This window comes from Comamonas terrigena NBRC 13299 (assembly GCF_006740045.1).
Classification (GTDB): domain Bacteria; phylum Pseudomonadota; class Gammaproteobacteria; order Burkholderiales; family Burkholderiaceae_C; genus Comamonas; species Comamonas terrigena.
Genome location: NZ_AP019749.1, coordinates 3,888,887 through 3,911,901 on the forward strand (window position 1 = coordinate 3,888,887; position 23,015 = coordinate 3,911,901).

Below are 23,015 nucleotides of genomic sequence, written 5' to 3' on the forward strand. Positions count from 1 at the left end.
CGCTGCTCGTATCCGGCACAAGCGCTGGCACCGCCAAGGCGGCAGATAACGTCACATCCAGGTCCACCGCACGCCCCAGCGCCCTGTGGCTCGATCGCCAGCCCAGCCGCCAGAACTCGGTCTGGTCATCCGCCGCAGCACGGCGGCACAGACCGCCGGCCCCCACCAAGCGGGCATGAAAAAGGCGCCTGTTGCAGGCGCCTGGTACACACACCGCGCTGCCATGCAGACAGCGCAGGCAGCCAAGAAGGCTCAGAACGGCAGCTTGGGCATGCCACCGCCACCCATCATGCCCTTCATGGCTTTCATGCCACCCATCTTCTTCATCATCTTCATCAAGCCGCCGCCCTTCATCTTCTTCATCATGGTCTGCATCTGCTCGAACTCCTTAAGCAGGCGGTTCACTTCCTGCACCTGCACGCCTGCGCCGTCGGCAATGCGCTTCTTGCGGGTGGCCTTGATGATTTCGGGTTTCTTGCGCTCCCTGGCGGTCATGGAGCAGATGATGCCTTCCTTGCGCTTGATTTCGCGCTCGGCCTTGTCCATGTCCACGGCGCCGGCCTTGGCGGTCAGCTCGGAAGGCAGCTTGTCCATCAGCGTGGACAGACCGCCCATCTGCTTCATCTGCTGGATCTGGGCCAGAAAGTCGTTCAGGTCAAACCCGTCGCCACTCTTGACCTTTTCGGCCAGCTTCTGCGCGGCCTCCATGTCCACGCCCTTGGTGACCTGCTCCACCAGGGCCACGATATCCCCCATGCCCAGCACGCGCTGGGCGTGGCGGTCGGCATCGAACACTTCCAGGCCGTCGATCTTTTCGGACACACCGGCAAACTTGATGGGCGCACCGGTGATCTGGCGCACCGACAGGGCCGCACCACCGCGCGAGTCACCATCCAGCTTGGTCAGCACGATACCGGTCAGCGGCAGCGCTTCCTTGAAGGCCTTGGCGGTGTTGATCGCATCCTGGCCCTGCATGGCATCGACCACGAACAGGGTTTCGACCGGCTTCAAGGTGGCATGCAGGTCCTTGATTTCGGCCATCAACAGCTCGTCAATGGCCAGGCGACCGGCCGTGTCCACCAGCAGCACGTCGAAGAAATGCTTCTTGGCGTAGTCCAGCGCAGCCACGGCAATGTCGTGCGGCTTCTGGTCGGGCGTGGAGGGGAACCATTCGGCACCGGCCTGGGCGGTGACGGTCTTGAGCTGTTCGATGGCCGCAGGGCGGTACACGTCACCCGAGACCGTCAGCACCTTCTTCTTGCGCTTTTCGATCAGGTGCTTGGCCAGCTTGGCGGTGGTCGTGGTTTTACCGGCACCTTGCAGGCCGGCCATCAGGATGATGGCCGGCGGCTGGGCATTCAGGTTGATGTCGGCCACGCCCTCGCCCATGGTGGCGGAGAGTTCGGCATTCACGATGCCCACCAGGGCCTGACCGGGCTTCAGACTGCCCAGCACCTCCTGGCCCAGCGCCTTTTCCTTGACCCGGGCGATGAAGTCGCGCACCACGGGCAGGGCCACGTCGGCTTCCAGCAGGGCCATGCGCACTTCGCGCAGCATGTCCTGCACATTGGATTCGGTGATGCGGGCCTGGCCCCGCATCTCCTTGACGAGTCGCGAGAGTTTGTCGGTGAGTGCGGATGCCATAGCTGTCTGTTCCGGGGAAGAGTGGGTCGTGCTGCTGCCAAGGCAGGCTGGGTGCCTGCGCAGCAGGGCCGGGGAAATATCGGTTGCCGCAGGTCCAACCAGCGACAAAGGAGGTGGACGCGCGTGCGCCCCCGGGCGTAAGTGCCAATTTTACATGCCCCACCCCTGCGCTGCCGCACACAGGGGAACGCCGCAGCCGCCCGGGGCGGCATGGCGCCTGCCCGGAAGCCCATGGGCGCCGGCGCCCCGCCCCCGCCCGGCGGACAAACTGTGGTTTTCTGCGGCGCTTGGCCGCATTTCTGATGCTGACTTGCGCCCGCACAGCGGCGCAGCAGCTACGCCGACGGCTATCATCCAGATATGGTTCCGACCCCTTCTTCCTTGCCTGGCTGGGGCATGTCCATGGCCGCCATCCTGGCCTATGCCGTGCCCGCGCTGGGCATACGCCACCTCACGCCTGCCAAGGCCCGGCTGGCCCTGCGTTGCGCCTGGGTGCTGCACGGCCTGGCGCTGGTCTTCACCCTGCTGAACAGCCCGCCCCATTTTGGCTTTGCCCCGGCGCTGTCCATCACAGCCTGGCTGATGCTGACGGTGTACGCCGTGGAGCAGCAGCTCTTTCCCCAGATGCGGGCCCGCTGGGTGCTGGCCGCACTGGGCGCCGTCACGGTGGCCCTGGCCCTGGTGTTCCCGGGCCACCCGCTGCATGTCCAGGCCTCGGCCTGGTTGCCGCTGCACCTGGCGCTGGGCATTGCCTGCTATGGGCTGTTTGCCGCCGCCGTGGTGCACGGCGCACTGATGAGCCAGGCCGAGCAGCGCATGCGCACCGGCGCCGAATCCGACAGCGGCATGCCGCTGCTGCTGCTGGAGCGGCTGACCTTCCGCTTTGTGACGGCCGGCTTCATCCTGCTGACGGCCACGCTGCTGGCCGGCTGGCTGTTTGGTGAACAGCTCTACGGCCACGCCTGGCGCTGGGGCCACAAGGAAATCTTTTCCCTGCTGAGCTGGCTGGTGTTTGCCGTGCTGCTGGTGGGCCGCGGCCGCTTTGGCTGGCGCGGCAACCATGCGGTGCGCATGATCTATGCCGGCGCGCTGCTGCTGCTGCTGGGCTATGTGGGTTCGCGCTTCGTGCTGGAAGTGGTGCTGGGGCGCTTGCAATGAAATACCTGCTGGTGATCGCCGTGGTGGCGGTGTTCTATCTGTATTGGAAGAAGCAGCGCCAGTCGCTGCGCCCCCCGGCGCCACCGTCCCAGCCCACGCTCGCGCCGCCCCAGCCCATGGTGGCCTGCGCCCACTGCGGCCTGCACCTGCCGCAGCGCGATGCCCTGAGCGATGCACAGCAGCAGTCCTACTGCTGCGAGGCGCACCGCAAGCTCGGCCCCCGCCCCTGAACCGGCGGACACCAGGGCCCAGGCCTGACGGCAGCAAGGGCCCCGCCACCGCCAGGCAGCAGCACTCCGCCCGGGTCTGCGGCGGCAGCAAATGCGCTATCGTGTGAACCGTTTGCAGACTCCCCTGGCGCCCGAAGCGGCAGACCCTTCTTCCCATGGACTTTGACCCGCCTGAGTGGCGTGACGGCTGGCTGTCCGGCGTGCGCCACCTGCCTTCGCCCAATTTCGGCCCCCGCCCTGCCCAGGCGCAGATCGATCTGCTGGTGGTGCATTCCATCAGCCTGCCGCCAGGCCAGTTTGGCACCGGCTGCGTACAGCAGCTGTTCACCAACCAGCTGGACTGGGACGCCCACCCCTACTTCCAGGGCATCCGCGGGCTGGAGGTGTCCTCGCATTTCTTCATCGAGCGCACAGGCCAAATCTGGCAGTTTGTCAGTGCCGACGCGCGCGCCTGGCATGCCGGCCAGTCCAGCTGGCGCGGGCGCGGCAACTGCAATGACGACTCCATCGGCATCGAGCTCGAAGGCCTGGAAGGCCTGGGCTTTGAAGACGCCCAGTACACCAGCCTGCTGCAGCTGAGCGAAGCCATTGGCCAGCATTACCCGCTGCAGCATATCGCCGGCCACGAGCACATTGCCCCCGGCCGCAAGCAGGACCCCGGCCCCGGTTTTGACTGGCCGCGCCTGCAGCACCCCTTGCAGGCCCGCCACCCGGATTGGCAGTTTCCACCGGCCTAGCCCCCTGCGTGCGTTCCACGCCGCCAGCAAGGTCATTGCGCTGTGCCCATGCCGCGCACCGCCCGCCACGGCGCCTTCTCCTTCTGCTTGGTGCGTACCCACACCCATGCCACGGCGCACCGTGACGGCATGGGTAGGCAGACTTTCGCCCCCATGCGCTGCGTCAATCCCCATTGACCACAGGCTGCAGCCAAAACGCGACGCCCGGGCGGCAGACACGCCCCCGGACCACCGGTGCACACAATGCCGGTGCGCCATTGCCCGGCGCCATGGCCTGCCACCCCGCATGGCTTGCGGACTTTCCCCGGCAAAGCACCAGCGGGCGGGCGCTGCCAGCGTGTCAAGCCCCTGGCGCCACAGATTTTTTCCCGCTTCCGGCTTGGCAGCACAGGCCTGCGCAGTACACTACCCCTAGTGCTCGGCAATCGATCGAACACTACATCTAGTGTGCAACATCTTGTTGCAACTACCGCATTCAGACGCAGGGCCCCACAGCCGTCGGCCCCGCCATCCCAATCAAGAGGAACCCATGCAAGACGCACCGAATACCCTGTCTGCCGACCAGCCCACGACCACCCAGGTAGCGCTGGAGACCTACCAGGTGATCCGCCGCAGTGGCGATGTCGTGCCTTTTGCTCCGCAGAAAATCGCCACCGCCGCCACCAAGGCCTTCCTGGCCGTGCGCGGCGCCCAGGGCGCTGCGTCCGCCAGCGTGCGCGAAACCGTCGACAGCCTGACCCACGCCGTGATCCGCGCCCTGGTGCGTTCGCGTCCGGGCGGCGGCACCTTCCACATTGAAGACATCCAGGACCATGTGGAACTGGGTCTGATGCGTGGCGGTCACCAGGATGTGGCCCGCGCCTATGTGCTGTACCGCGAAGCCCGCAACCAGGAACGCGCCGCCGCCAAGAAGAAGGCCGAGGAAGAAGCCGCAGCCGCTGCAGCCCCCAAGCCCACGCTGCACGTGACCGACAACGGCCAGCGCCAGCCGCTGGACCAGGAACGCCTGCAGGCCCTGTTTGAAGCCGCCTGCCGCAACCTGAACCCCGATATCTCCGCCGCGCCCATCCTGAGCGAGACGCTGCGCAATCTCTACGACGGCGTGCCGCTGGCCGAGGTCTACAAGGCCGCCATCCTGGCCGCCCGCACCCTGATCGAGACCGATCCCGACTACACCTATGTCACCGCCCGCCTGCTGCTGCACACCATCGTGCGCGAAGTCATGGGCCGCGATGTGCAGCCGGCCGACATGGACGCAGCCTATGCCGACTACTTCCCCGGATTCATCCAGAAGGGCGTGGACAACGAGCTGCTCAACCCCGAGCTGCTGAAGTTCGACCTGCCTCGCCTGGGCAAGGCACTGAAGGCCGAGCGCGACCAGCAATTCGACTACCTGGGTCTGCAAACGCTGTACGACCGCTACTTCCTGCACGTGCGCAAGACGCGCATCGAACTGCCGCAGAGCTTCTTCATGCGTGTGGCCATGGGCCTGGCGCTGCAGGAGTCCGACCGCGATGCCCGCGCCATCGAGTTCTACGAACTGCTGAGCTCGTTCGACTTCATGTCTTCCACGCCCACGCTGTTCAACAGCGGCACGCTGCGTTCGCAGCTGTCGAGCTGCTACCTGACCACTGTGTCCGACGACCTGGGGGGCATCTACGACGCCATCAAGGAAAACGCGCTGCTGTCCAAGTTTGCCGGCGGCCTGGGCAACGACTGGACCAATGTGCGCGCCCTGGGCGCCCGCATCAAGGGCACGAACGGCGAATCGCAAGGCGTGGTGCCTTTCCTGAAGGTGGTCAACGACACGGCTGTGGCGGTGAACCAGGGCGGCAAGCGCAAGGGCGCTGTCTGCGCCTACCTGGAAACCTGGCACCTGGACATCGAAGAATTCCTGGAACTGCGCAAGAACACCGGCGATGACCGCCGCCGCACCCACGACATGAACACGGCGAACTGGATTCCCGACCTGTTCATGAAGCGCGTGGTGGAAAACGGCGAATGGACCCTGTTCTCGCCTTCCGACGTGCCCGAGCTGCACGATCTGTTCGGCCAGGCTTTCGAGAAGGCCTACACCGCCTACGAAGCCAAGACCCAGACCGGCGAAATCACGCTGTTCAAGCGCGTGCCCGCCGTGGATGTGTGGCGCAAGATGCTGTCCATGCTGTTCGAGACCGGCCACCCCTGGATCACGTTCAAGGACCCTTGCAACATCCGCTCGCCCCAGCAGCATGTGGGCGTGGTGCACTCCTCCAACCTGTGCACGGAAATCACGCTGAACACCAGCGACAGCGAAACCGCCGTCTGCAACCTGGGCTCCGTGAATCTGGCACGCCACATCACCAACGGCGCCATCGACCACGCCAAGCTGCGCAAGACCATCACCACGGCCATGCGCATGCTGGACAACGTGATCGACATCAACTACTACGCCGTGGACAAGGCCCGCGACTCCAACATGCGCCACCGCCCGGTGGGCATGGGCATCATGGCCTTCCAGGATGCGCTGTATGAAATGCGCACCCCCTACGCCAGCCAGGCTGCCGTGGAGTTTGCCGACGCCGCCATGGAAGCGGTCTGCTACTACGCCTACTGGGCATCGACCGAGCTGGCCAAGGAGCGCGGCACCTACTCCAGCTACCAGGGCTCGCTGTGGTCGCAGGGCATCCTGCCGCTGGATTCGCTGAACCTGCTGGAAAAGGAACGCGGCGGTTATGTGGACGTGGACCGCACCGTGCGTCTGGACTGGGAAGCGCTGCGCGCCAAGATCCAGGCCGACGGCATGCGCAACTCCAACTGCGTGGCCATTGCGCCCACGGCCACCATCTCCAACATCGTGGGGGTGGACGCCTCCATCGAGCCCTCGTTCGGCAACCTGTCGGTCAAGTCCAACCTGTCCGGCGAATTCACCGTCATCAACCAGTTCCTGGTGCGTGACCTGAAGAAGCTGGGCCTGTGGGACGAAGTGATGGTCATGGACCTGAAGCACTTTGACGGTTCGCTGCGCCCCATCGAGCGCGTGCCGCACGACCTCAAGCAGCTGTACGCCACCGCCTTCGAAGTGGAACCGCATTGGCTGGTGGAGGCTGCCAGCCGCCGCCAGAAGTGGATCGACCAGGCCCAGAGCCTGAACATCTACATGGCGGGTGCATCCGGCAAGAAGCTGCACGACACCTACCTGCTGGCCTGGCAGCGTGGTCTGAAGACCACCTACTACCTGCGCACCATCAGCGCCACCCACGTGGAGAAGTCCACGGTCCAAAGCCGTGTGCTGAATGCCGTGTCGGCCAACGCTCCCGCCGCCATGGCCTCCATGAGCGCGCTGGAAAAAGCCGCAGCCGCCGCCCGCGCCCAGCAGGCACCGGCCACGGACATCAAGTTCTGCGCGATCGACGACCCCGGCTGCGAGGCCTGCCAGTAACGGCAGATGCCTCCCGGTGCACAGGGCGCCCAGCGTTCGGTGCACCCCCGCTTTGACGCCAGACGCCAGACGCCAGAGCGGGCGAGGCCCTCGGGGGCTGCATGCCCCCGGCGACGGCGAAATGCAACGCGCCCATGTGCCGCCTGCCGCCGCACTTGTGACATCGATGAATCGAAAAAGCTGGATGGCAATGAACGCACCCAGCTGCTCCCTCCAAGGAATACACCATGCTGAGTTTTGACGACGACACCCTTGCCCCTTCCGCCAGCAGCGCGGAAAGCGGCGCATCCACCAACACCCACAAGCGTGTGAACGCGGCCGACAAGCGCATCATCAACGCCAAGACCGACGTCAACCAGCTGGTGCCCTTCAAGTACAAGTGGGCCTGGGAAAAGTACCTGGCCACCTGCGCCAACCACTGGATGCCGCAGGAAGTGAACATGACGCGCGACATCGCGCTGTGGAAGAGCCCCAATGGCCTGACCGAAGACGAGCGCCGCATCGTCAAACGCAATCTGGGCTTCTTTGTGACCGCCGATTCGTTGGCGGCCAACAACATTGTGCTGGGCACCTACCGCCACATCACCGCACCGGAATGCCGCCAGTTCCTGCTGCGCCAGGCCTTCGAGGAAGCCATCCACACCCACGCCTACCAGTACATCGTGGAGTCGCTAGGTCTGGACGAAGGCGAGATCTTCAATGCGTACAACGAGGTCGAGTCCATCCGCAACAAGGACGAGTTTCTGATCCCCTTCATCGAAGCGATCATGGACCCGAACTTCCACACCGGCACACCGGAAACCGACCAGACCCTGCTCAAGAGCCTGATCGTGTTTGCCTGCCTGATGGAAGGTCTATTCTTCTACGTGGGCTTCACGCAGATCCTGGCGCTGGGCCGCCAGAACAAGATGGTGGGCGCTGCCGAGCAGTACCAGTACATCCTGCGCGATGAATCCATGCACTGCAATTTCGGCATCGACCTGATCAACCAGTTGAAGCTGGAGAACCCGCACCTGTGGACCCCTGCATTCAAGGAAGAGATCAACGAGCTGTTCCGCAAGGCCGTCGAGCTCGAATACCAATATGCCGAAGACACCATGCCACGCGGTGTGCTGGGCATGAATGCATCGATGTTCAAGGGCTATCTGCGCTACATCGCCAATCGCCGCGCCACACAAATCGGTTTGGAAGAGCTGTTCCCGGGTGAAGAAAATCCGTTCCCCTGGATGAGTGAAATGATCGATTTGAAGAAGGAACGTAACTTCTTTGAGACACGAGTCATCGAATATCAGTCCGGAGGTGCACTTTCTTGGGATTAATACCTCCTCAAGTGCTACAAGAAAATTCATAATGCGCCCCATGCCATCAACTGCTTTTGCGAATTTGGTGGCATGGGGCGCTTTTATGCGTGTTGCGTTGAATCCCTCCACGGCGCACAGGATCACGCCCTGCGTTCCAATCGCAAACAGCGCTTTGTATAAACCAACGAAGGAGAAGATGATGGCAACTGCAAAGAAAACCGCAGCGAAAAAGGCTGCCACCACCGGCAGCGAAAGCACCAAGAAAACTGCCGTCAAGGCAGAAGTGAAGAAGACCGCCGCCAAGGCCGCAGCCCCCAAGGCCGCTGCCAAGAAGGCCACCACCGCCAAGGCTGCTGCTCCCAAGAAGGCTGCTGCACCTGCTGCCAAGAAGGCTGCCGCTCCCAAGGCTGCTGCACCTAAGGCCGCAGCTCCCAAGAAGGCCGCTGCACCTGCTGCCAAGAAGGCTGCCGCTCCCAAGGCTGCTGCGCCGAAGAAGGCTGCTGCTCCTGCTGCTGCCAAGAAGGCCGCTGCTCCCAAGGCCGCCGCCAAGAAGGCCACCACCGCCAAGGCTGCTGCGCCCAAGAAGGCTGCTGCTCCTGCTGCCAAGAAGGCCGCCGCTCCCAAGGCTGCAGCTCCCAAGGCCGCCGCCAAGAAGGCCGCCGCTCCTAAGGCTGCTGCGCCCAAGAAGGCTGCTGCTCCTGCTGCCAAGAAGGCCGCCGCTCCTAAGGCTGCAGCTCCCAAGGCCGCCGCCAAGAAGGCCACCACCGCCAAGGCCGCTGCACCCAAGAAGGCTGCTGCGCCTGCTGCCGCCAAGAAGGCCGCTGCACCTGCTGCCAAGAAGGCTGCCGCGCCTGCTGCCGCCAAGAAGGCTGCTCCTGCCAAGAAGGCCGCTGCACCTGCTGCCAAGAAGGCCGCTGCACCTGCTGCCAAGAAGGCCGCTGCACCTGCTGCCGCCAAGAAGGCTGCGGCGCCTGCTGCCGCCAAGAAGGCCGCTGCACCTGCTGCTGCCAAGAAGGCTGCCCCTGCCAAGAAGGCCGCTCCTGCCAAGAAGGCTGCTGCTGCGCCTGCCGTGGCTGCTGCGCCTGTGGCACAGACAGCGCTGGCACCCCAGGCTGCCTGGCCCTTCCCTACCGGCGGCAAGCCCTGAAGCATTGGCCGTTGCGGCCATCGCCCATGAAAAAAGCCCGCAGATGCGGGCTTTTTTCATGGGGTCAGCGCTGGGGCATCAGGCCGCCAGCAGGCTGTCACGCAGCTGCTCCAGGGTGTAGTTTTGCGGGCCACGGTGTGCCACCTTGACTGCGCCCACCTGGTTGCCCAGCTCGGCACATTGCGCCAGCGACCAGCCTTGCTCCAGACCGTACAGCAAGGCAGCGCGCCAGGCATCGCCACATCCTGTGGGGTCCACCACGGCAGCGGGGGTGACCGCAGGCACCAGGGTGCGCACGCCCTGTTCCCACACTTCACAGCCTTCCGCCCCCAAGGTCACCACCAGGCCGCGCACCTTTTGCGACAGGGCCTCCAGCGACAGCCCGGTGCGGTCGCACAGCATCTTGCCTTCGTAGTCGTTGACGGTAACCCAGGACGCCTGGTCGATGAACTGCAGCAGCTCTTGCCCGTTGAACATGGGCAGGCCCTGGCCGGGATCAAACACAAAAGGAATGCCGGCCTGGGCCAGCTGTGCCGCATGCTGCAGCATGGCATCACGGCCGTCGGGCGAGATGATGGCGATCCGGGCACCGCATTCCGCGGTGATCACGTTCTGATGGGCCAGCGACATGGCACCGGGGTGGAAGGCCGCGATCTGGTTGTTGTCACGGTCGGTCATGATCATGCACTGGGCCGTGTGCGTATCCTGCACCTGGCCCACATGGCGGGTGTCGATGCCCTGCGCCTGCATGCGTGCCAGGTAGTCCGCGCCATCGCTGCCGACCATGGCCATGGGCAAGGGCTGACCACCCAGCTGCTGCAGCGCATAGGCGATGTTGCCGGCGCAGCCACCGAAGTCACGGCGCAGCGAAGGCACCAGGAAAGACACATTCAGGATGTGCAGCTGCTCCGGCATGATCTGGTCTGCAAAGCGACCTTCGAAGGTCATGATGTTGTCAAAGGCCAGGGATCCGCAAATCAATGCAGGCATGGGAAATCCTTGAAAGAAAAAAATCAGGGGTAAAACAGCAGCACGCGGTAGCCGGACACCTGCAGGTTCAAACCTTCGGTGGTCACCGGCACCGTGCCGCTCCACTCGGCACCGGCCTTGAGTTCTGGCGGTGCGCCCAGCTCCTTGGCCTGGATCACCTTGCGGGCGATGGCTTGGTCCTGGGCATCGGTCAGCGTCAACTCCACGGCCGGCATGCCCACGGGCGTGCCGGCGCGGTTCTGTATGCTCAGACTCAGCTGGTAGGCACGCTCGCGCTCGCCCTTGGCAAACGTGGAGCCCGACACCACCATGGCGCCAATCTGCTGGCGCGGCCCCAGCTTGCACTGCAGGGCCGTGCACATGAACTCCAGTGCCGGCCGCAGGCTGGGTTGCCAGGCCGCCAGTGCGTTGCGCTCATGCAAGGCCACTTGCAGGACCAGCGCCACCGGCAGCACCACGACGCTCGCGCCCATGGCGACCCGCACCACGGGCTTTTGCCACCAGGCCTTGCGCCGTGCATCGCGCACAAAACCCGGCTCCAGTGAAGAGTCCAGCACCAGCGGATCGTCATCGTCCACCGGTTCGGCAAACGGAAATGCCGGTGCTGCCGCGGAGGCGATTGCGGCTTCGGACTGCGCCAGCTTCTGTGCCGCAGATTCAATGGCATCCACCGGCGGCATTGCAGCTCCGGCATCCGCGGGCTCCGCAGCATGGGGCACCACCTCGGCCGCCTCCGCCGCCTCTGCCGGCAGCACCGGTGTGGATGCGTCCACCCTATCCGCCGCTTCCTGCACAGAATTCGGCCCCTCGGGCTCGGCATCCGAGCGCCCGTCCTGTGCCGGTGCTGCACCTTGCAGGCCATAGCGGTCGGCAGCGGCCCACGCGTCAGTCAAGGCCTCCGCGGATGCCGAGGGCTCCTGCCTTGCCACCTCAGCCGGTGCCGCCGCGCTGGCATTCCATACGGGGTCTGTGCGCCCCGACGCCGGCGCTGCAGGCGCGACCGATGGCGGCTGCAGCGCCGGCTCGGGATCTGAAAAATGGCCCGGCTCCACCGCTGCATGCGATGGACGCAGCGGCTGCGCCACCTCAGGCTCTGGCTCTTCATGCGCTGCCGGAGGTTCCGGCAGGTCGGGATCGTCCGACCATTGCGGCGCCGGCAGCTCATAACCCGGAGCGGGTGGCACGACCGGCGCAGGCACGGGCATGTCGGGCGCTGGAAGCGATGGCTCCTCGCCCTCAGGCTCGGTCACCACCTCCTCGGCAACGGGTGCCACAGGCATGGCTTGCACGGCTGGCACGGCAGACGCACCGGCCACACCGGTGTGCGCCACAGCGTCCGGGACGGCAGGGGCTGCCGGCACGGGCTCCGGCGCCGCCGCAGGCTCCACGGCAACCACCGCATCCAGGTGGTCGCGCGCGTCGAACACCTCCTGGCACTGACCGCAGCGCACCCAGCCATCGGAAATGCGCAACTGGTCTGCCACCACGCGAAAACGCGTGCTGCAGGAAGGACAGGTGGTGATCTGGCTCATGGCGCACCGATTGTAGAAGCAGGCCGCCCGCCCGCCACACCCGCAACCCGCGGGGGGCAGACAGTCACAGCCCAAAAGAAGCTGTGCGTGCGGCTCAGGCCTTGCGGGCCGTCATCAGAATCCAGCCGTCTTCGCTGTCGCTCACATCCAGCTGCACATAGGGTGCATAGGCCTGCTTCAGCTCATCCGCCTGGCGCTCCAGGATACCGGCCAGCACCAGATGGCCACCGGCCTGCACATGGTTGCACAGCAGCGGCGCCAGCATCCGCAGCGGCGTCGCCAGGATGTTGGCCAACACCGTCTGGTACTGGCCCTGGGCCTTGTCGGGCAGGCCGGCGTTCAGCTGCACCGCATTGGCCTGGGCATTGAGCTCGCAGGAGACCACGGCATCGGGATCGATGTCCACCGCATCAATCGCTGGCGCGCCGAACTTGGCCGCACCGATGGCCAGAATGCCGGAGCCGCAGCCATAGTCCAGCGTACGGCCCAGGCTGCCTGCCGGCTGCGTGGCAATCCAGCGCAGGCACATGCGGGTGGTGGGGTGGGTGCCGGTACCGAAGGCCAGGCCCGGATCCAGGCGGATGCTGACCTTGGCGGCTTCGGGCATCTCGTGCCAGGTGGGCACGATCCAGAACTCGGGGGTGATGTCCACTGGCTGGAACTGCGACTGCGTCAGCCGCACCCAGTCCTGGGCTTCCACTTCCTGGATGCCCAGGACCTGGCAGCCGCCAAAGAAATCCTGCAGCACCAGCAGGTCCTGCGCCTGCCGGGCGGCGGCTTCATCGGGGAACAAGGCCACGATGCGGCTGCGGTTCCAGCCATCCTTGGGGGGTGGCATGCCAGGCTCGCCGAACAGCGCCTGTTCCGCTTCGGTCTGGGCGTCCATGTCCTCCACAGACACGCTCAGGGCATCCAGCGCATCGAGCGCGTCGCTCACATCTTCCACCCGGTCTTCCGGGCACATCAGGCTCAGCTCATGCATAAGGCAACTCCTTGGGCTGAAAAACGAAATGCTGGCCCCCGTTGCCAAGGGCCAGCATGCTGGTCATCTACCGTGGTGGATCAGCGCTTTTTGCGGTGTTCCAGCCATTGCTCCAGGTAATGGATGTTGGTGCCGCCTTCCATGAACTTGGCGTCCACCATCAGGTCCTGGTGCAGGGGCACATTGGTCTTGATGCCTTCGACCACCACTTCCGACAGCGCCGTGCGCATGCGGGCCAGGGCCTGCTCGCGGGTGTCACCGTACACGATCAGCTTGCCGATCATGGAGTCGTAGTTGGGCGGCACGAAGTAGTTGTTGTACACGTGCGAGTCCACACGCACGCCAGGACCGCCAGGCATGTGCCACATGGTGACACGGCCGGGCGAAGGCATGAAGTTGTACGGATCTTCGGCGTTGATGCGGCACTCGATGGCGTGACCGCGCATCTGCGTGTTGATCTGGCGCTGGGTGAAGGGCAGCTTGTCGCCGGCCGCCACCATGATCTGGGTGCGCACGATGTCCACGCCGGTGATCGATTCGGTCACCGGGTGCTCCACCTGGACGCGGGTGTTCATTTCAATGAAGTAGAACTCGCCGTTCTCGTACAGGAACTCGAACGTGCCCGCACCGCGGTAGCCGATCTTCTTGCAGGCAGCCACGCAGCGCTCGCCGATCTTCTCGATCAGGCGGCGGGGGATACCGGGGGCCGGAGCCTCCTCGATCACCTTCTGGTGGCGGCGCTGCATGGAGCAGTCGCGCTCGCCCAGGTACACCGCGTTCTTGTGCTGGTCGCACAGCACCTGGATTTCGATGTGGCGTGGATTCTGGAGGTACTTCTCCATGTAAACCGCAGGATTGCCGAAGGCAGCACCGGCTTCGGCCTTGGTCATCTGCACGGCATTGACCAGGGCGGCTTCGGTGTGCACCACGCGCATGCCGCGGCCACCACCGCCACCAGCGGCCTTGATGATCACCGGGTAGCCGATGGCCTTGGCGATGCGGCGGATCTGGGCCGGGTCTTCGGGCAGTTCGCCGTCCGATCCGGGCACGCAGGGCACGCCCGCCTTGATCATGGCTTGCTTGGCCGAAACCTTGTCACCCATGATGCGGATGGAATCGGCCGTGGGGCCGATGAAGGCGAAACCGCTTTGCTCGACACGTTCGGCAAAGTCGGCGTTCTCGCTCAGGAAGCCATAACCGGGGTGGATGGCTTCGGCATCGGTCACCTCGGCAGCCGAGATGATGGCCGGCATATTGAGGTAGCTCAGAGGCGACGGGCCCGGGCCAATGCACACGGCTTCGTCGGCCAGCTTGACGTACTTGGCTTCGCGGTCGGCTTCCGAGTAGACCATCACGGCCTTGATGCCCATTTCGCGGCAAGCACGCTGGATGCGCAGGGCAATTTCACCCCGGTTGGCAACCAAAATTTTCTTAAACATGGAGGTCCTCGTTGTTCCTCGCCCTGTCAGGGCGAACCGTGGAATCCGCAGGGCAGCGGCACAGTCCGCTGACCCTGTGGGCCCTGGCAGATCACTCGATCACGAACAGCGGTTGTCCGTATTCCACGGCTTGGCCGTTGTCGGCCAGGATGCGGGTCACGGTGCCGGACTTGTCGGCTTCGATCTCGTTGAGGATCTTCATGGCCTCAATGATGCACAGCGTGTCGCCTTCCTTGACCTGGGCACCCACGTCGACAAACGCCTTGGCGCCTGGGCTGGCGGAACGGTAGAACGTGCCCACCATGGGGGACTTCACTTGATGGCCCACCACAGGTGCGGGCAATTCAGCGACCGCAGCGGCGGCAGCGGGTGCGGCAGCAGCAGGTGCCGCAGCGGCGGGAGCGGCTTGCACCGGTGCAGCCACAAACTGCTGCACCACGGCGCCACCGCCCTTGACGATACGGACTTTGCCTTCGGCTTCGGTGATTTCCAGCTCCGACACATTCGATTCGGACACCAGATCAATCAGGGTTTTGAGTTTTCGCAGATCCATGGAAGCTCCAACGGCTAAAACTAAGTAGGGCGCGAATTTACCCTAATTTCGCCCTTCTCCGCACATTGGGCTGCATTTTTAGCGAACACCAACATGGTAAAGCTTCGCATTTCTGCACTCGCTTGCGCCAAATCAGCTATAGGGACTGTGCCCACTGCTGCAGATCGGCGCTGCTCAACTCGCCTATTTTACGTTGCTTCACATTTCCTCTTGTATCGAACAAGATAGAGAAAGGTAGCCCCCCTGTGACATTGCCCAGGGTCCGCGTCAGCGTGCTGCCGCCCGCCCCGGCCATGGCCACCGGAAATGCCAGCGGCTGGCGCGCCAGGAATTTCTGCACCGGCGCCGCCTGGTCCACGGCCAGACCCAGCAACTGCACCTGCGGCTGCTCCTGCGCAAAGCGGGACAGCAGCGGCAGCTCCCGCACACAGGGCGGACACCAGGTGGCCCAGAAATTCACCAGCAAAGGCTTGCCGGCAAACTGCTGCAGCGCCAGCGGTGCGCCCTCTGGCGTTTGCAGCTGCAAGGCCCAGAAGGCCTGCTCCGCCGCGGCATTGGGCGAAGGCGCTGCACTGCTGCGCCACCAGGCCCAGCCAGCGCCGGCCACGGCAGCGCCGCCCGCCACGCCGGCCACCAGCCAGCGGCGGCGCCCGGTCTGCACGGTCTCTTGCGGGGTATGGGGTGCGGGGCTCATGCGGCGGCCTCCGCATCCAGCAGCGCACGCAGCGCGGTCACCTCGCCCCGCGCGGTGCGGCCCTGCCCATCGGGCTTGAGCGCGCCGCGCAGATCGTCGAAGTCGTAGACCATCAGGTGCACCCCGACGGCTTCATTCAGGGGCTTGCAGAAGCTGCTGATGCTCAGGGCATCCACGGTCTCGCCATGGAAGCCCGTGACCTGGGTCACGTCGTACTGCACGTTGTGGTCGATGAGCGCGATTTCGGCCGACTTGGGGTCATCGCAGAACATCTGGATATAGATGTCCGACAGCCGGGTGGCCGTGCCGCGCCATACCGCTCCGGCCAGATAGGGGCGAAACGGCGCCATCCGCTCCATCCACACCACGGCCAGCTCGCGCAGCGCGCGCAGCTCCTGGGGCTGGGTATCGGCGCAGAACAGCTCGATATATTCCCGCACCGCGGCTTCAACCCGGTCGTTGTCCGGCAAGGGGGTGCGCTGCGGCAAGCCCAGCTGGCGCACGGCACGGCGCTTGGCAGGGCCCCACTCCAGACCCTCTTCCACCACCAGGCGGGCAGCGGTCTGGGCGATTTCATCGGCAATGGACGGTACAGACATGGACCCATTGTGGCCCAGTCCGGGATACCCCTGCACCAGCGGCCAGGAGCACGTCGCATGCGCCCCCGCCTGCGCATGCGCCCTTGCCGGCCTCGGCCCTGTCGGCGCTGTTGGTGTACCCCGCTGCGCCCCGCAGCATGCCCGCATGAGGCGACTTGCCAAAAATGTCTGCCACTGCAAAATTGGTAGCAACCGCTTGCATTCCATGCGCGGTGACCGCCGCCGCGGCATGGCCGGCCCCGTAGAATTGGGCACATGCATATTCACATCCTGGGGATTTGCGGCACCTTCATGGGCGGGGTGGCTGCATTGGCACGCGAGGCGGGCCATAAAGTGACCGGTTGCGACGCGGGCGTGTACCCGCCGATGAGCGACCAGTTGCGTGCCCTGGGCATCGAGCTGATTGAAGGCTACGGCGTGGAGCAACTGGCGCTGAAGCCCGATGTGTTCGTCGTGGGCAACGTCGTCAGCCGCGCACGCCTGGCCGACGGTTCGCCCAAATTCCCGCTGATGGAAGCCATCCTGGATGCCGGCCTGCCCTATACCAGCGGCCCGCAATGGCTGTCCGAGCATGTGCTGCAAGGCCGCCATGTGCTGGCCGTGGCCGGCACACACGGCAAGACCACCACCACGTCGATGCTGGCCTGGATCCTGGAATGCGCCGGCCTCACGCCCGGCTTTCTGGTCGGCGGCGTGCCGCTGGACTTTGGCCTCAGCGCCCGCCTGGGCCAGTTGGCCGCCGGCCAGGAGCGCCCGCTGTTCGTGATCGAGGCGGATGAATACGACACCGCCTTCTTCGACAAGCGCAGCAAGTTTGTGCACTACCGCCCGCGCACGGCCGTGCTGAACAACCTGGAATTCGACCACGCCGACATCTTTGACGATCTGGGCGCGATCGAGCGCCAGTTCCACCACCTGGTGCGCACCGTTCCGGCCACGGGACGCATTGTGAGCAACGGCCTGGAAGAATCGCTGACACGGGTGCTGAACCAGGGCTGCTGGAGCGAGGTGACGCATTTCGGCAGCGCCGTATCGGAATTCAGCGCCGAAGGCCCGGCCCACGCCTTTGAGGTGTTGCAGCGCGGCCGCTCGGTGGCCCGCGTGGAATGGCAGCTGACTGGCGTACACAACCAGCTCAATGCGCTGGCGGCCATTGCCGCCGCCGAACATGTGGGCGTGTCGCCCCAGGTGGCGGCCGAAGCCCTGGGGCGCTTTCACAACGTCAAGCGCCGCATGGAACTGCGCGGCACGGTGCAGGGCATTGCCGTCTACGACGACTTTGCCCACCACCCCACGGCCATCCGCACCACGCTGGAAGGCCTGCGCAAACGCCTGGGCCAGAGCCCGCGCATCCTGGCCGTGTTCGAGCCGCGCAGCAACACCATGAAGCTGGGCACCATGAAATCCCAGCTGCCCTGGGCGCTGAAAGAGGCCGATCTGGTGTTCTGCCATACCGCCGGACTGGACTGGGATGTCTCCGGCGCCCTGGCCCCCCTGGGCGAAGCGGCCCGCAGCAGCAACGACCTGCCCACCCTGGTGAACATGATCGTGGAAGCCGCGCAGCCGGGCGACCATATCGTCTGCATGAGCAATGGCGGCTTTGGCGGCATCCACGCCAAGCTGCTGCACGCCCTGGCCCCGGCAGCCTGACCCGCCACCGGACGGGCACATTCTTCCACCCGGCGCTGCGTCCACTGGCCGCAGCGCTTTTTTACGTGTGGCGCCCGTTGGCGCCCATTCAGGGCTGCGCGCGGGCCGGGACAATGCCCGCCATCTCGGCCTGCATGGCCACGCGGTGCAGCAGCTGGTGGGAAGACAGACGGGCCGAATCGATCACGTAGTGCGCAATCTCGGCATACAGGGCATCCCGCGCCTCGAACAGCTCGCGCAGCCGCAGGGCCGGGTCGTCCACCTGCAGCAGGGGCCGGGTCTTGTCGTTGCGCAGGCGCTGGTACAGCTCTTCGGGCGAGGCCTTCAGATAGAACACATGGCAGTGCTGGTGCAGCACCTGGCGGTTGGCCTCGCGCAGCACCGCGCCACCGCCAGTGGCCAGAATCCGGGCCTGGCCATTGTCGGCACACAGCTGCGCAATCACCGCCTGCTCCAGATCGCGGAATGCCGCCTCGCCGTGGGCCGCAAAGAAGTCGCGCACCGGGCCGCCCGTGCGCGCTTCGATTTCATGGTCGGAGTCGATGAAGGGAATCCCCCAGCGCTTGGACAGATGCCGTCCCACGGTTGATTTTCCCGAGCCGGGCAGGCCGACCAATGCCACGATCTTGCTGTTGGATTCCATCTCTTCCTAGCTTCCTAGCGTTCAAGCACCACCTCAGCGCCAGACGCCATTTTCCGTCAAGCTGCGCGGCACCATGCACACGCGGCCTGACGCGGTGTCGTTTCCAAGGTCGGGCAACTGCCACAACCTGTTTCAGCCTGGCTTAAAGCACGCTTCCTATAATGCCTACCCACTTCTGCGTGGAGCGACATGCCTACTTCCTCTCCGAACAACGAGAAGACCACCTCCAACGCCTCCCCCAAGTCCCCACGAAAAATGCACTGGCTTCCCAAGTCGCTGCTGTGGCTCTTGGGCGTGATGGCAGCGGGCTTCGTGGCCATTCTGCTGACTGTTGCCGTGGCTCTGGCCATGGCCTATCCCAACCTGCCAGACGTTTCCGAACTGGCCGACTACCGGCCCAAGCTGCCCCTGCGCGTCTACTCGACCGAGGGTGCCTTGCTGGGTGAATTTGGCGAAGAGCGGCGCACACTCACGCCCATCGCCGACATCCCCAAGGTGATGGTCGACGCCGTGCTGGCCATTGAAGACACCCGCTTTTTCGAGCACGGTGGCGTGGACTACAAGGGCATGCTGCGTGCGGCCCTGGCCAACCTCGGCCGGGTCAAGAGCCAGGGTGCGTCCACCATCACCATGCAGGTGGCGCGCAATGTGTACCTCTCTTCCGAGAAGACCTACACCCGCAAGATCTACGAAATCCTGCTGACCTTCAAGCTGGAACACCTGCTCTCCAAGGAACAGATCCTGGAGATCTACATGAACCAGATCTACCTGGGCAACCGCGCCTACGGTTTTGCCGCCGCCAGCGAAGCCTATTTCGGCAAGCCGCTGAAGGACATCACCGTGGCCGAAGCGGCCATGCTGGCAGGCCTGCCCAAGGCACCATCGGCCTACAACCCGATCAGCAACCCCAAGCGCGCCCATATCCGCCAGCAGTACATCATCGACCGCATGCAGGACAACGGCTTCATCACGGCGCAGCAGGCCGAGCAGGCCCGCGCCGAGCCGCTGCAGCTGAAGAATTCGAGTGCCGCCAACACCCGCGTGCACGCCGAATATGTGGCTGAAATGGTGCGCCAGCTGGTGTTTGCCCAGTATGGCAATGACGCCTACACGCGCGGCCTGAACGTCTACACCACACTCAATGCCGGTGAACAGGAAGCCGCGTACAACGCGCTGCGCCAGGGTCTGATGGACTATGAGCGCCGCCAGCGCTACCGAGGTCCGGAGAAGTTCGTCGCCCTGCCGGCCGATGCACAGGCCCAGGAAGATGTGATCGACGACGCGCTGGCATCGCACCCGGACAACGGCGACCTGCTGGCCGCCGTGGTGCTGGAAGCCTCGGCCCGCAAGATCGTGGCCCAGCGCCCGGATGGCGAGAAGCTCCAGATCACGGGCGATGGCCTCAAACCCGTGCAATCCGGACTGAGTGACAAGGCGCCGCCCAATATCAAGCTGCGCCCTGGCGCCGTGATCCGCGTGGCCAAGACCAAGGGCGGCTGGGAAGCCACACAGCTGCCCGAGGTGGAAGGCGCGTTTGTGGCGCTGACCCCGCAGACCGGCGCCATCCGCGCCCTGGTGGGTGGTTTTGACTTCGACAAGAACAAGTTCAACCACGTCACCCAGGCCTGGCGCCAGCCGGGCTCCAGCTTCAAGCCGTTCATCTACTCGGCCGCGCTGGAAAAAGGCTTCACGCCCGCCACCATGATCAACGATGCCCCGCTGTTCTTCAGCGCGGGTGTCACCGGTGGTCAGCCCTGGGAGCCCAAGAACTACGACAGCCGCTACGACGGGCCCATGACCATGCGCACGGGCCTGAACAAGTCCAAGAACATGATCTCCATCCGTCTGCTGCAGGCCGTCGGCCCCAAGCAGGGCCAGGAGTGGATCACCCGCTTCGGGTTTGATGCCGCCAAGCATCCGGCCTACCTGACCATGGCCCTGGGCGCCGGCTCGGTGACGCCGATGCAGCTGGCGGCCGCCTACGCCGTGTTTGCCAACGGCGGACACCGCGTCAATCCCTGGCTGATCGCCAAGATCACCGACTACAAGGGCCGCGTGCTGTCGGAATACACGGCGCCTCCGCTGGAGCAACTGCCCCAGGCCATCGAGCCGCGCAACGCCTTCATCATGAGCAGCCTGCTGCAGGATGTGGCCCGCGTGGGCACGGCGGCCAAGGCCCAAGCCACCCTCAAGCGCCCGGACCTGTATGGCAAGACCGGTACCACCAACGATGCGATGGATGCCTGGTTCGCCGGCTACCAGCCCACGCTGGCAGCCGTCACCTGGATCGGCTATGACACCCCGCGCAACCTGGGCTCCCGCGAAACCGGCGGCGGCCTGAGCCTGCCAGTGTGGATCAACTTCATGCAGCACGCGCTCAAGGGCGTTCCCGTGGCCGAAATGCCCGTGCCGCCTGGCGTGGTCAATGTCGGCGGTGAATGGTTCTACGAGGAATACGCGCGCAACGCCGGCGTCAGCAGCCTGGGCATGGACGATGCTGCAGCGGAAGGCGCCACCACCGCGCCGCCGCCCGAGGAACGCAGCCGCATTCTGGACCTGTTCCGCAACTGATCGGGCCCCAGGCACAAAAAAACCGCATGCACCACGCATGCGGTTTTTTTATGTCCCACGGACGCTGGGCACCAGACCCAGGCCTTGCACCGGGGCCCCGAGTGCCAAGGCCAGGGGCCTCGGTCAGCCCTGGGCGGTGAATGACAGCGCCAGCCCCGACTGCTCGGAGGCGTAGGTGCTCAAACGTTCAAAGAACTCACCCGCCCCCTTGGTGTCCTGCCACTGCTCCCCATCCAGGCGAAAATGGAAGCCGCCGGCCTTGGCCGCCAACCACACTTCGTGCAGTGGCTTTTGCAGATTGATGATGATCTGGCTGCGGTTGGGGAACACCAATGTCACCATCCCGCCTACGCGCTGGGCGTCGACATCGGCATCGGAGGTGTCGTTGATGCGGTCTGCAGACTGCTCGACCGCCAGCAACAGCTGTTCCGCACGGTCCAAGAATTCAAGGTCGGTCATTACAATTCGCACATGTTGAGAGCTTCCCAAATTCTAATCAGGACTTTTGTCCTTGCCGCCAGTACGGCAGCCCTGTGGGGCTGCGGCCAGCGTGGCCCGCTGTATCTGCCGACCGATCCGGCCGCCGCGCAGCGTGCCACCCTGCCCGAAACCCTGAATCCGATGGCAGACACCCCCGGCAAACCTGCCGGCCAATGATGCCCGGCGGCTGGGAGAGCGCCAACGCCTCCCGGCAATGTCGCCAGAAGCCATTCCCAACGACATCCAGGCGCTGATGGAGGTGCCAGCCCCATGGCATCCCCAGAATTGGTGGTACGGGTTCGCTTTTGAGGCACATCAACCGGCACGCCAGGGGGGCGGCATACATTGCCCTCCCCTGTTCCTGACCGGAGTTTCCCCATGGCTGTCGAGCTTTACCGCGATCCCCAGCATGTCTGCCTGATGTTCACCGACCTGGTGGAAGAAGACGGCCAGGCCGTGCAGTCCAACCAGTTCCTGGTGATCGACCATGGTGTGGGCGCCCTCATCGACCCGGGTGGCAACCTAGCGTTTCACGGGCTGTTTGCCAGCATGGCGCCCCACTTCCCGCCGCCGCGGCTGTCGTACCTGCTGGCCTCGCATGCCGATCCGGACATCATCGCCTCGCTGGACCAGTGGCTGACCAGCACCCGTGCCATGCTGGTCATCTCGCGCATCTGGGAACGCTTTGCCCCGCATTTCACCAAGGTGGGGCAGACCCAGGACCGCATCATTGCCGTGCCGGACGAAGGCGCCCGCCTGCCGCTGGGCCGCAGCACGCTGTGGCTGGTGCCAGCGCATTTTCTGCATGCAGAGGGCAATTTCCACTTCTACGACCCGGTCAGCCGCATCCTGTTCACCGGGGATCTGGGCGCCTCCATGGTCTCGGGCACACAGGCCAGCCAGCCCGTGCGCGAACTGGCCCCGCATCTGCCCCACATGGAAGCCTTTCACCGCCGCTACATGGTGTCCAACAAGATCCTGCGCCTGTGGACCGCCATGGCCCGCCAGCTGGACGTGGACATGCTGGTGCCGCAGCATGGCGCGCCCATCCAGGGCGCCCAGGCGATTGCGGACTTCTATGCGTGGCTGGACGGCCTGGCCTGCGGCATCGACCTGATGGATGCCAGTGCCTACCAGTTGCCGCGCGACCGCATCGATCTGACGACCCGCCGCACCATGCCCCCGACCCCTGCGCCAGCGCCTTCGCTGGCCCGCAGCGACCAGACCACGCCCTGAGCGCCCGC

At 65.0% G+C, this 23,015-nt stretch carries 20 protein-coding genes; 10 read left to right on the forward strand and 10 right to left on the reverse strand.

What is annotated here, in order from left to right; all coding sequences use genetic code 11:
• Window positions 1-252: 252 nt before the first annotated feature.
• A complete protein-coding gene (ffh, locus tag CT3_RS17665) occupies window positions 253-1,644 on the reverse strand; it encodes a signal recognition particle protein (RefSeq protein ID WP_066537576.1) in 1,392 nt (463 codons plus the stop codon).
• A gap of 360 nt (window positions 1,645-2,004) precedes the next feature.
• Here ffh and CT3_RS17670 point away from each other — a divergent pair, with 360 nt between their 5' ends.
• The 6 genes from CT3_RS17670 to CT3_RS17695 all read left to right on the forward strand — a co-directional run bounded on the left by CT3_RS17670 (window position 2,005) and on the right by CT3_RS17695 (window position 9,638).
• Window positions 2,005-2,802 (forward strand): cytochrome C assembly family protein, encoded by a 798-nt coding sequence (locus CT3_RS17670; protein WP_066537577.1) that lies wholly within the window; start codon window positions 2,005-2,007, stop codon window positions 2,800-2,802.
• Window positions 2,799-3,032, forward strand: a complete 234-nt coding sequence (locus tag CT3_RS17675; protein ID WP_066537582.1) for a PP0621 family protein — start codon at window positions 2,799-2,801, stop codon at window positions 3,030-3,032. Before CT3_RS17670 ends, CT3_RS17675 begins: the two co-directional genes overlap by 4 nt.
• 155 nt (window positions 3,033-3,187) lie before the next feature.
• A complete protein-coding gene (gene ampD, locus CT3_RS17680) occupies window positions 3,188-3,769 on the forward strand; it encodes a 1,6-anhydro-N-acetylmuramyl-L-alanine amidase AmpD (RefSeq protein ID WP_066537594.1) in 582 nt (193 codons plus the stop codon).
• A gap of 529 nt (window positions 3,770-4,298) precedes the next feature.
• Window positions 4,299-7,190, forward strand: coding sequence for a ribonucleoside-diphosphate reductase subunit alpha (locus CT3_RS17685; protein WP_066537600.1), 2,892 nt, complete (start codon window positions 4,299-4,301; stop codon window positions 7,188-7,190).
• A gap of 227 nt (window positions 7,191-7,417) precedes the next feature.
• Window positions 7,418-8,509: a ribonucleotide-diphosphate reductase subunit beta gene (locus CT3_RS17690; protein ID WP_066537613.1), complete on the forward strand. Its 1,092-nt coding sequence runs from the start codon at window positions 7,418-7,420 to the stop codon at window positions 8,507-8,509.
• Window positions 8,510-8,690: 181 nt separating this feature from the next.
• Window positions 8,691-9,638 (forward strand): hypothetical protein, encoded by a 948-nt coding sequence (locus CT3_RS17695; protein WP_098066438.1) that lies wholly within the window; start codon window positions 8,691-8,693, stop codon window positions 9,636-9,638.
• A 78-nt stretch (window positions 9,639-9,716) separates the two neighbouring features.
• On the opposite strand, the gene CT3_RS17700 is transcribed toward CT3_RS17695, so the two are convergent.
• From CT3_RS17700 to CT3_RS17730, 7 genes are all read right to left on the reverse strand, one after another.
• Complete coding sequence (locus tag CT3_RS17700) at window positions 9,717-10,628, reverse strand: carbohydrate kinase family protein (RefSeq protein WP_066537629.1); 912 nt, start codon at window positions 10,626-10,628, stop codon at window positions 9,717-9,719.
• A 23-nt stretch (window positions 10,629-10,651) separates the two neighbouring features.
• Window positions 10,652-12,160 (reverse strand): zinc-ribbon and DUF3426 domain-containing protein, encoded by a 1,509-nt coding sequence (locus CT3_RS17705; protein ID WP_066537638.1) that lies wholly within the window; start codon window positions 12,158-12,160, stop codon window positions 10,652-10,654.
• Window positions 12,161-12,254: 94 nt separating this feature from the next.
• Window positions 12,255-13,142 carry a 50S ribosomal protein L11 methyltransferase gene (prmA, locus tag CT3_RS17710; protein WP_066537643.1) on the reverse strand — a complete coding sequence of 296 codons (888 nt, stop codon included), beginning with the start codon at window positions 13,140-13,142 and terminating at the stop codon, window positions 12,255-12,257.
• Between the two features lie 80 nt (window positions 13,143-13,222).
• Window positions 13,223-14,581 (reverse strand): acetyl-CoA carboxylase biotin carboxylase subunit, encoded by a 1,359-nt coding sequence (gene accC / locus CT3_RS17715; RefSeq protein WP_066537652.1) that lies wholly within the window; start codon window positions 14,579-14,581, stop codon window positions 13,223-13,225.
• A gap of 91 nt (window positions 14,582-14,672) precedes the next feature.
• Entirely contained in the window at window positions 14,673-15,134 is a 462-nt protein-coding gene (gene accB / locus CT3_RS17720) for an acetyl-CoA carboxylase biotin carboxyl carrier protein (RefSeq protein ID WP_066537660.1), read from the reverse strand.
• A gap of 136 nt (window positions 15,135-15,270) precedes the next feature.
• A complete protein-coding gene (locus CT3_RS17725; protein WP_066537670.1) occupies window positions 15,271-15,828 on the reverse strand; it encodes a TlpA family protein disulfide reductase in 558 nt (185 codons plus the stop codon).
• Complete coding sequence (locus tag CT3_RS17730) at window positions 15,825-16,427, reverse strand: hypothetical protein (RefSeq protein WP_066537673.1); 603 nt, start codon at window positions 16,425-16,427, stop codon at window positions 15,825-15,827. Before CT3_RS17730 ends, CT3_RS17725 begins: the two co-directional genes overlap by 4 nt.
• A 255-nt stretch (window positions 16,428-16,682) precedes the next feature.
• On the opposite strand from CT3_RS17730, the gene mpl reads away from it, so the two are divergent.
• The gene (mpl, locus tag CT3_RS17735; RefSeq protein WP_066537675.1) at window positions 16,683-18,077 is read left to right on the forward strand and encodes a UDP-N-acetylmuramate:L-alanyl-gamma-D-glutamyl-meso-diaminopimelate ligase; all 1,395 of its coding nucleotides are present in this window, start codon (window positions 16,683-16,685) and stop codon (window positions 18,075-18,077) included.
• A gap of 88 nt (window positions 18,078-18,165) precedes the next feature.
• On the opposite strand, the gene CT3_RS17740 is transcribed toward mpl, so the two are convergent.
• Window positions 18,166-18,720 (reverse strand): shikimate kinase, encoded by a 555-nt coding sequence (locus CT3_RS17740; protein WP_066537677.1) that lies wholly within the window; start codon window positions 18,718-18,720, stop codon window positions 18,166-18,168.
• Between the two features lie 255 nt (window positions 18,721-18,975).
• Here CT3_RS17740 and CT3_RS17745 point away from each other — a divergent pair, with 255 nt between their 5' ends.
• Window positions 18,976-21,291 (forward strand): penicillin-binding protein 1A, encoded by a 2,316-nt coding sequence (locus CT3_RS17745; RefSeq protein WP_066537678.1) that lies wholly within the window; start codon window positions 18,976-18,978, stop codon window positions 21,289-21,291.
• 123 nt (window positions 21,292-21,414) lie between these two features.
• Here the strand turns inward: CT3_RS17745 and cyaY are convergent, their stop codons facing one another.
• Window positions 21,415-21,750: an iron donor protein CyaY gene (gene cyaY / locus CT3_RS17750; RefSeq protein WP_066537680.1), complete on the reverse strand. Its 336-nt coding sequence runs from the start codon at window positions 21,748-21,750 to the stop codon at window positions 21,415-21,417.
• Window positions 21,751-21,762: 12 nt separating this feature from the next.
• On the opposite strand from cyaY, the gene lptM reads away from it, so the two are divergent.
• Both lptM and CT3_RS17760 read left to right on the forward strand, forming a co-directional pair.
• Complete coding sequence (gene lptM, locus CT3_RS17755) at window positions 21,763-21,948, forward strand: LPS translocon maturation chaperone LptM (protein WP_083520458.1); 186 nt, start codon at window positions 21,763-21,765, stop codon at window positions 21,946-21,948.
• A 201-nt stretch (window positions 21,949-22,149) separates the two neighbouring features.
• Window positions 22,150-23,007 (forward strand): oxygen-binding di-iron domain-containing protein, encoded by an 858-nt coding sequence (locus tag CT3_RS17760; protein WP_066537682.1) that lies wholly within the window; start codon window positions 22,150-22,152, stop codon window positions 23,005-23,007.
• Window positions 23,008-23,015 lie beyond the last annotated feature (8 nt).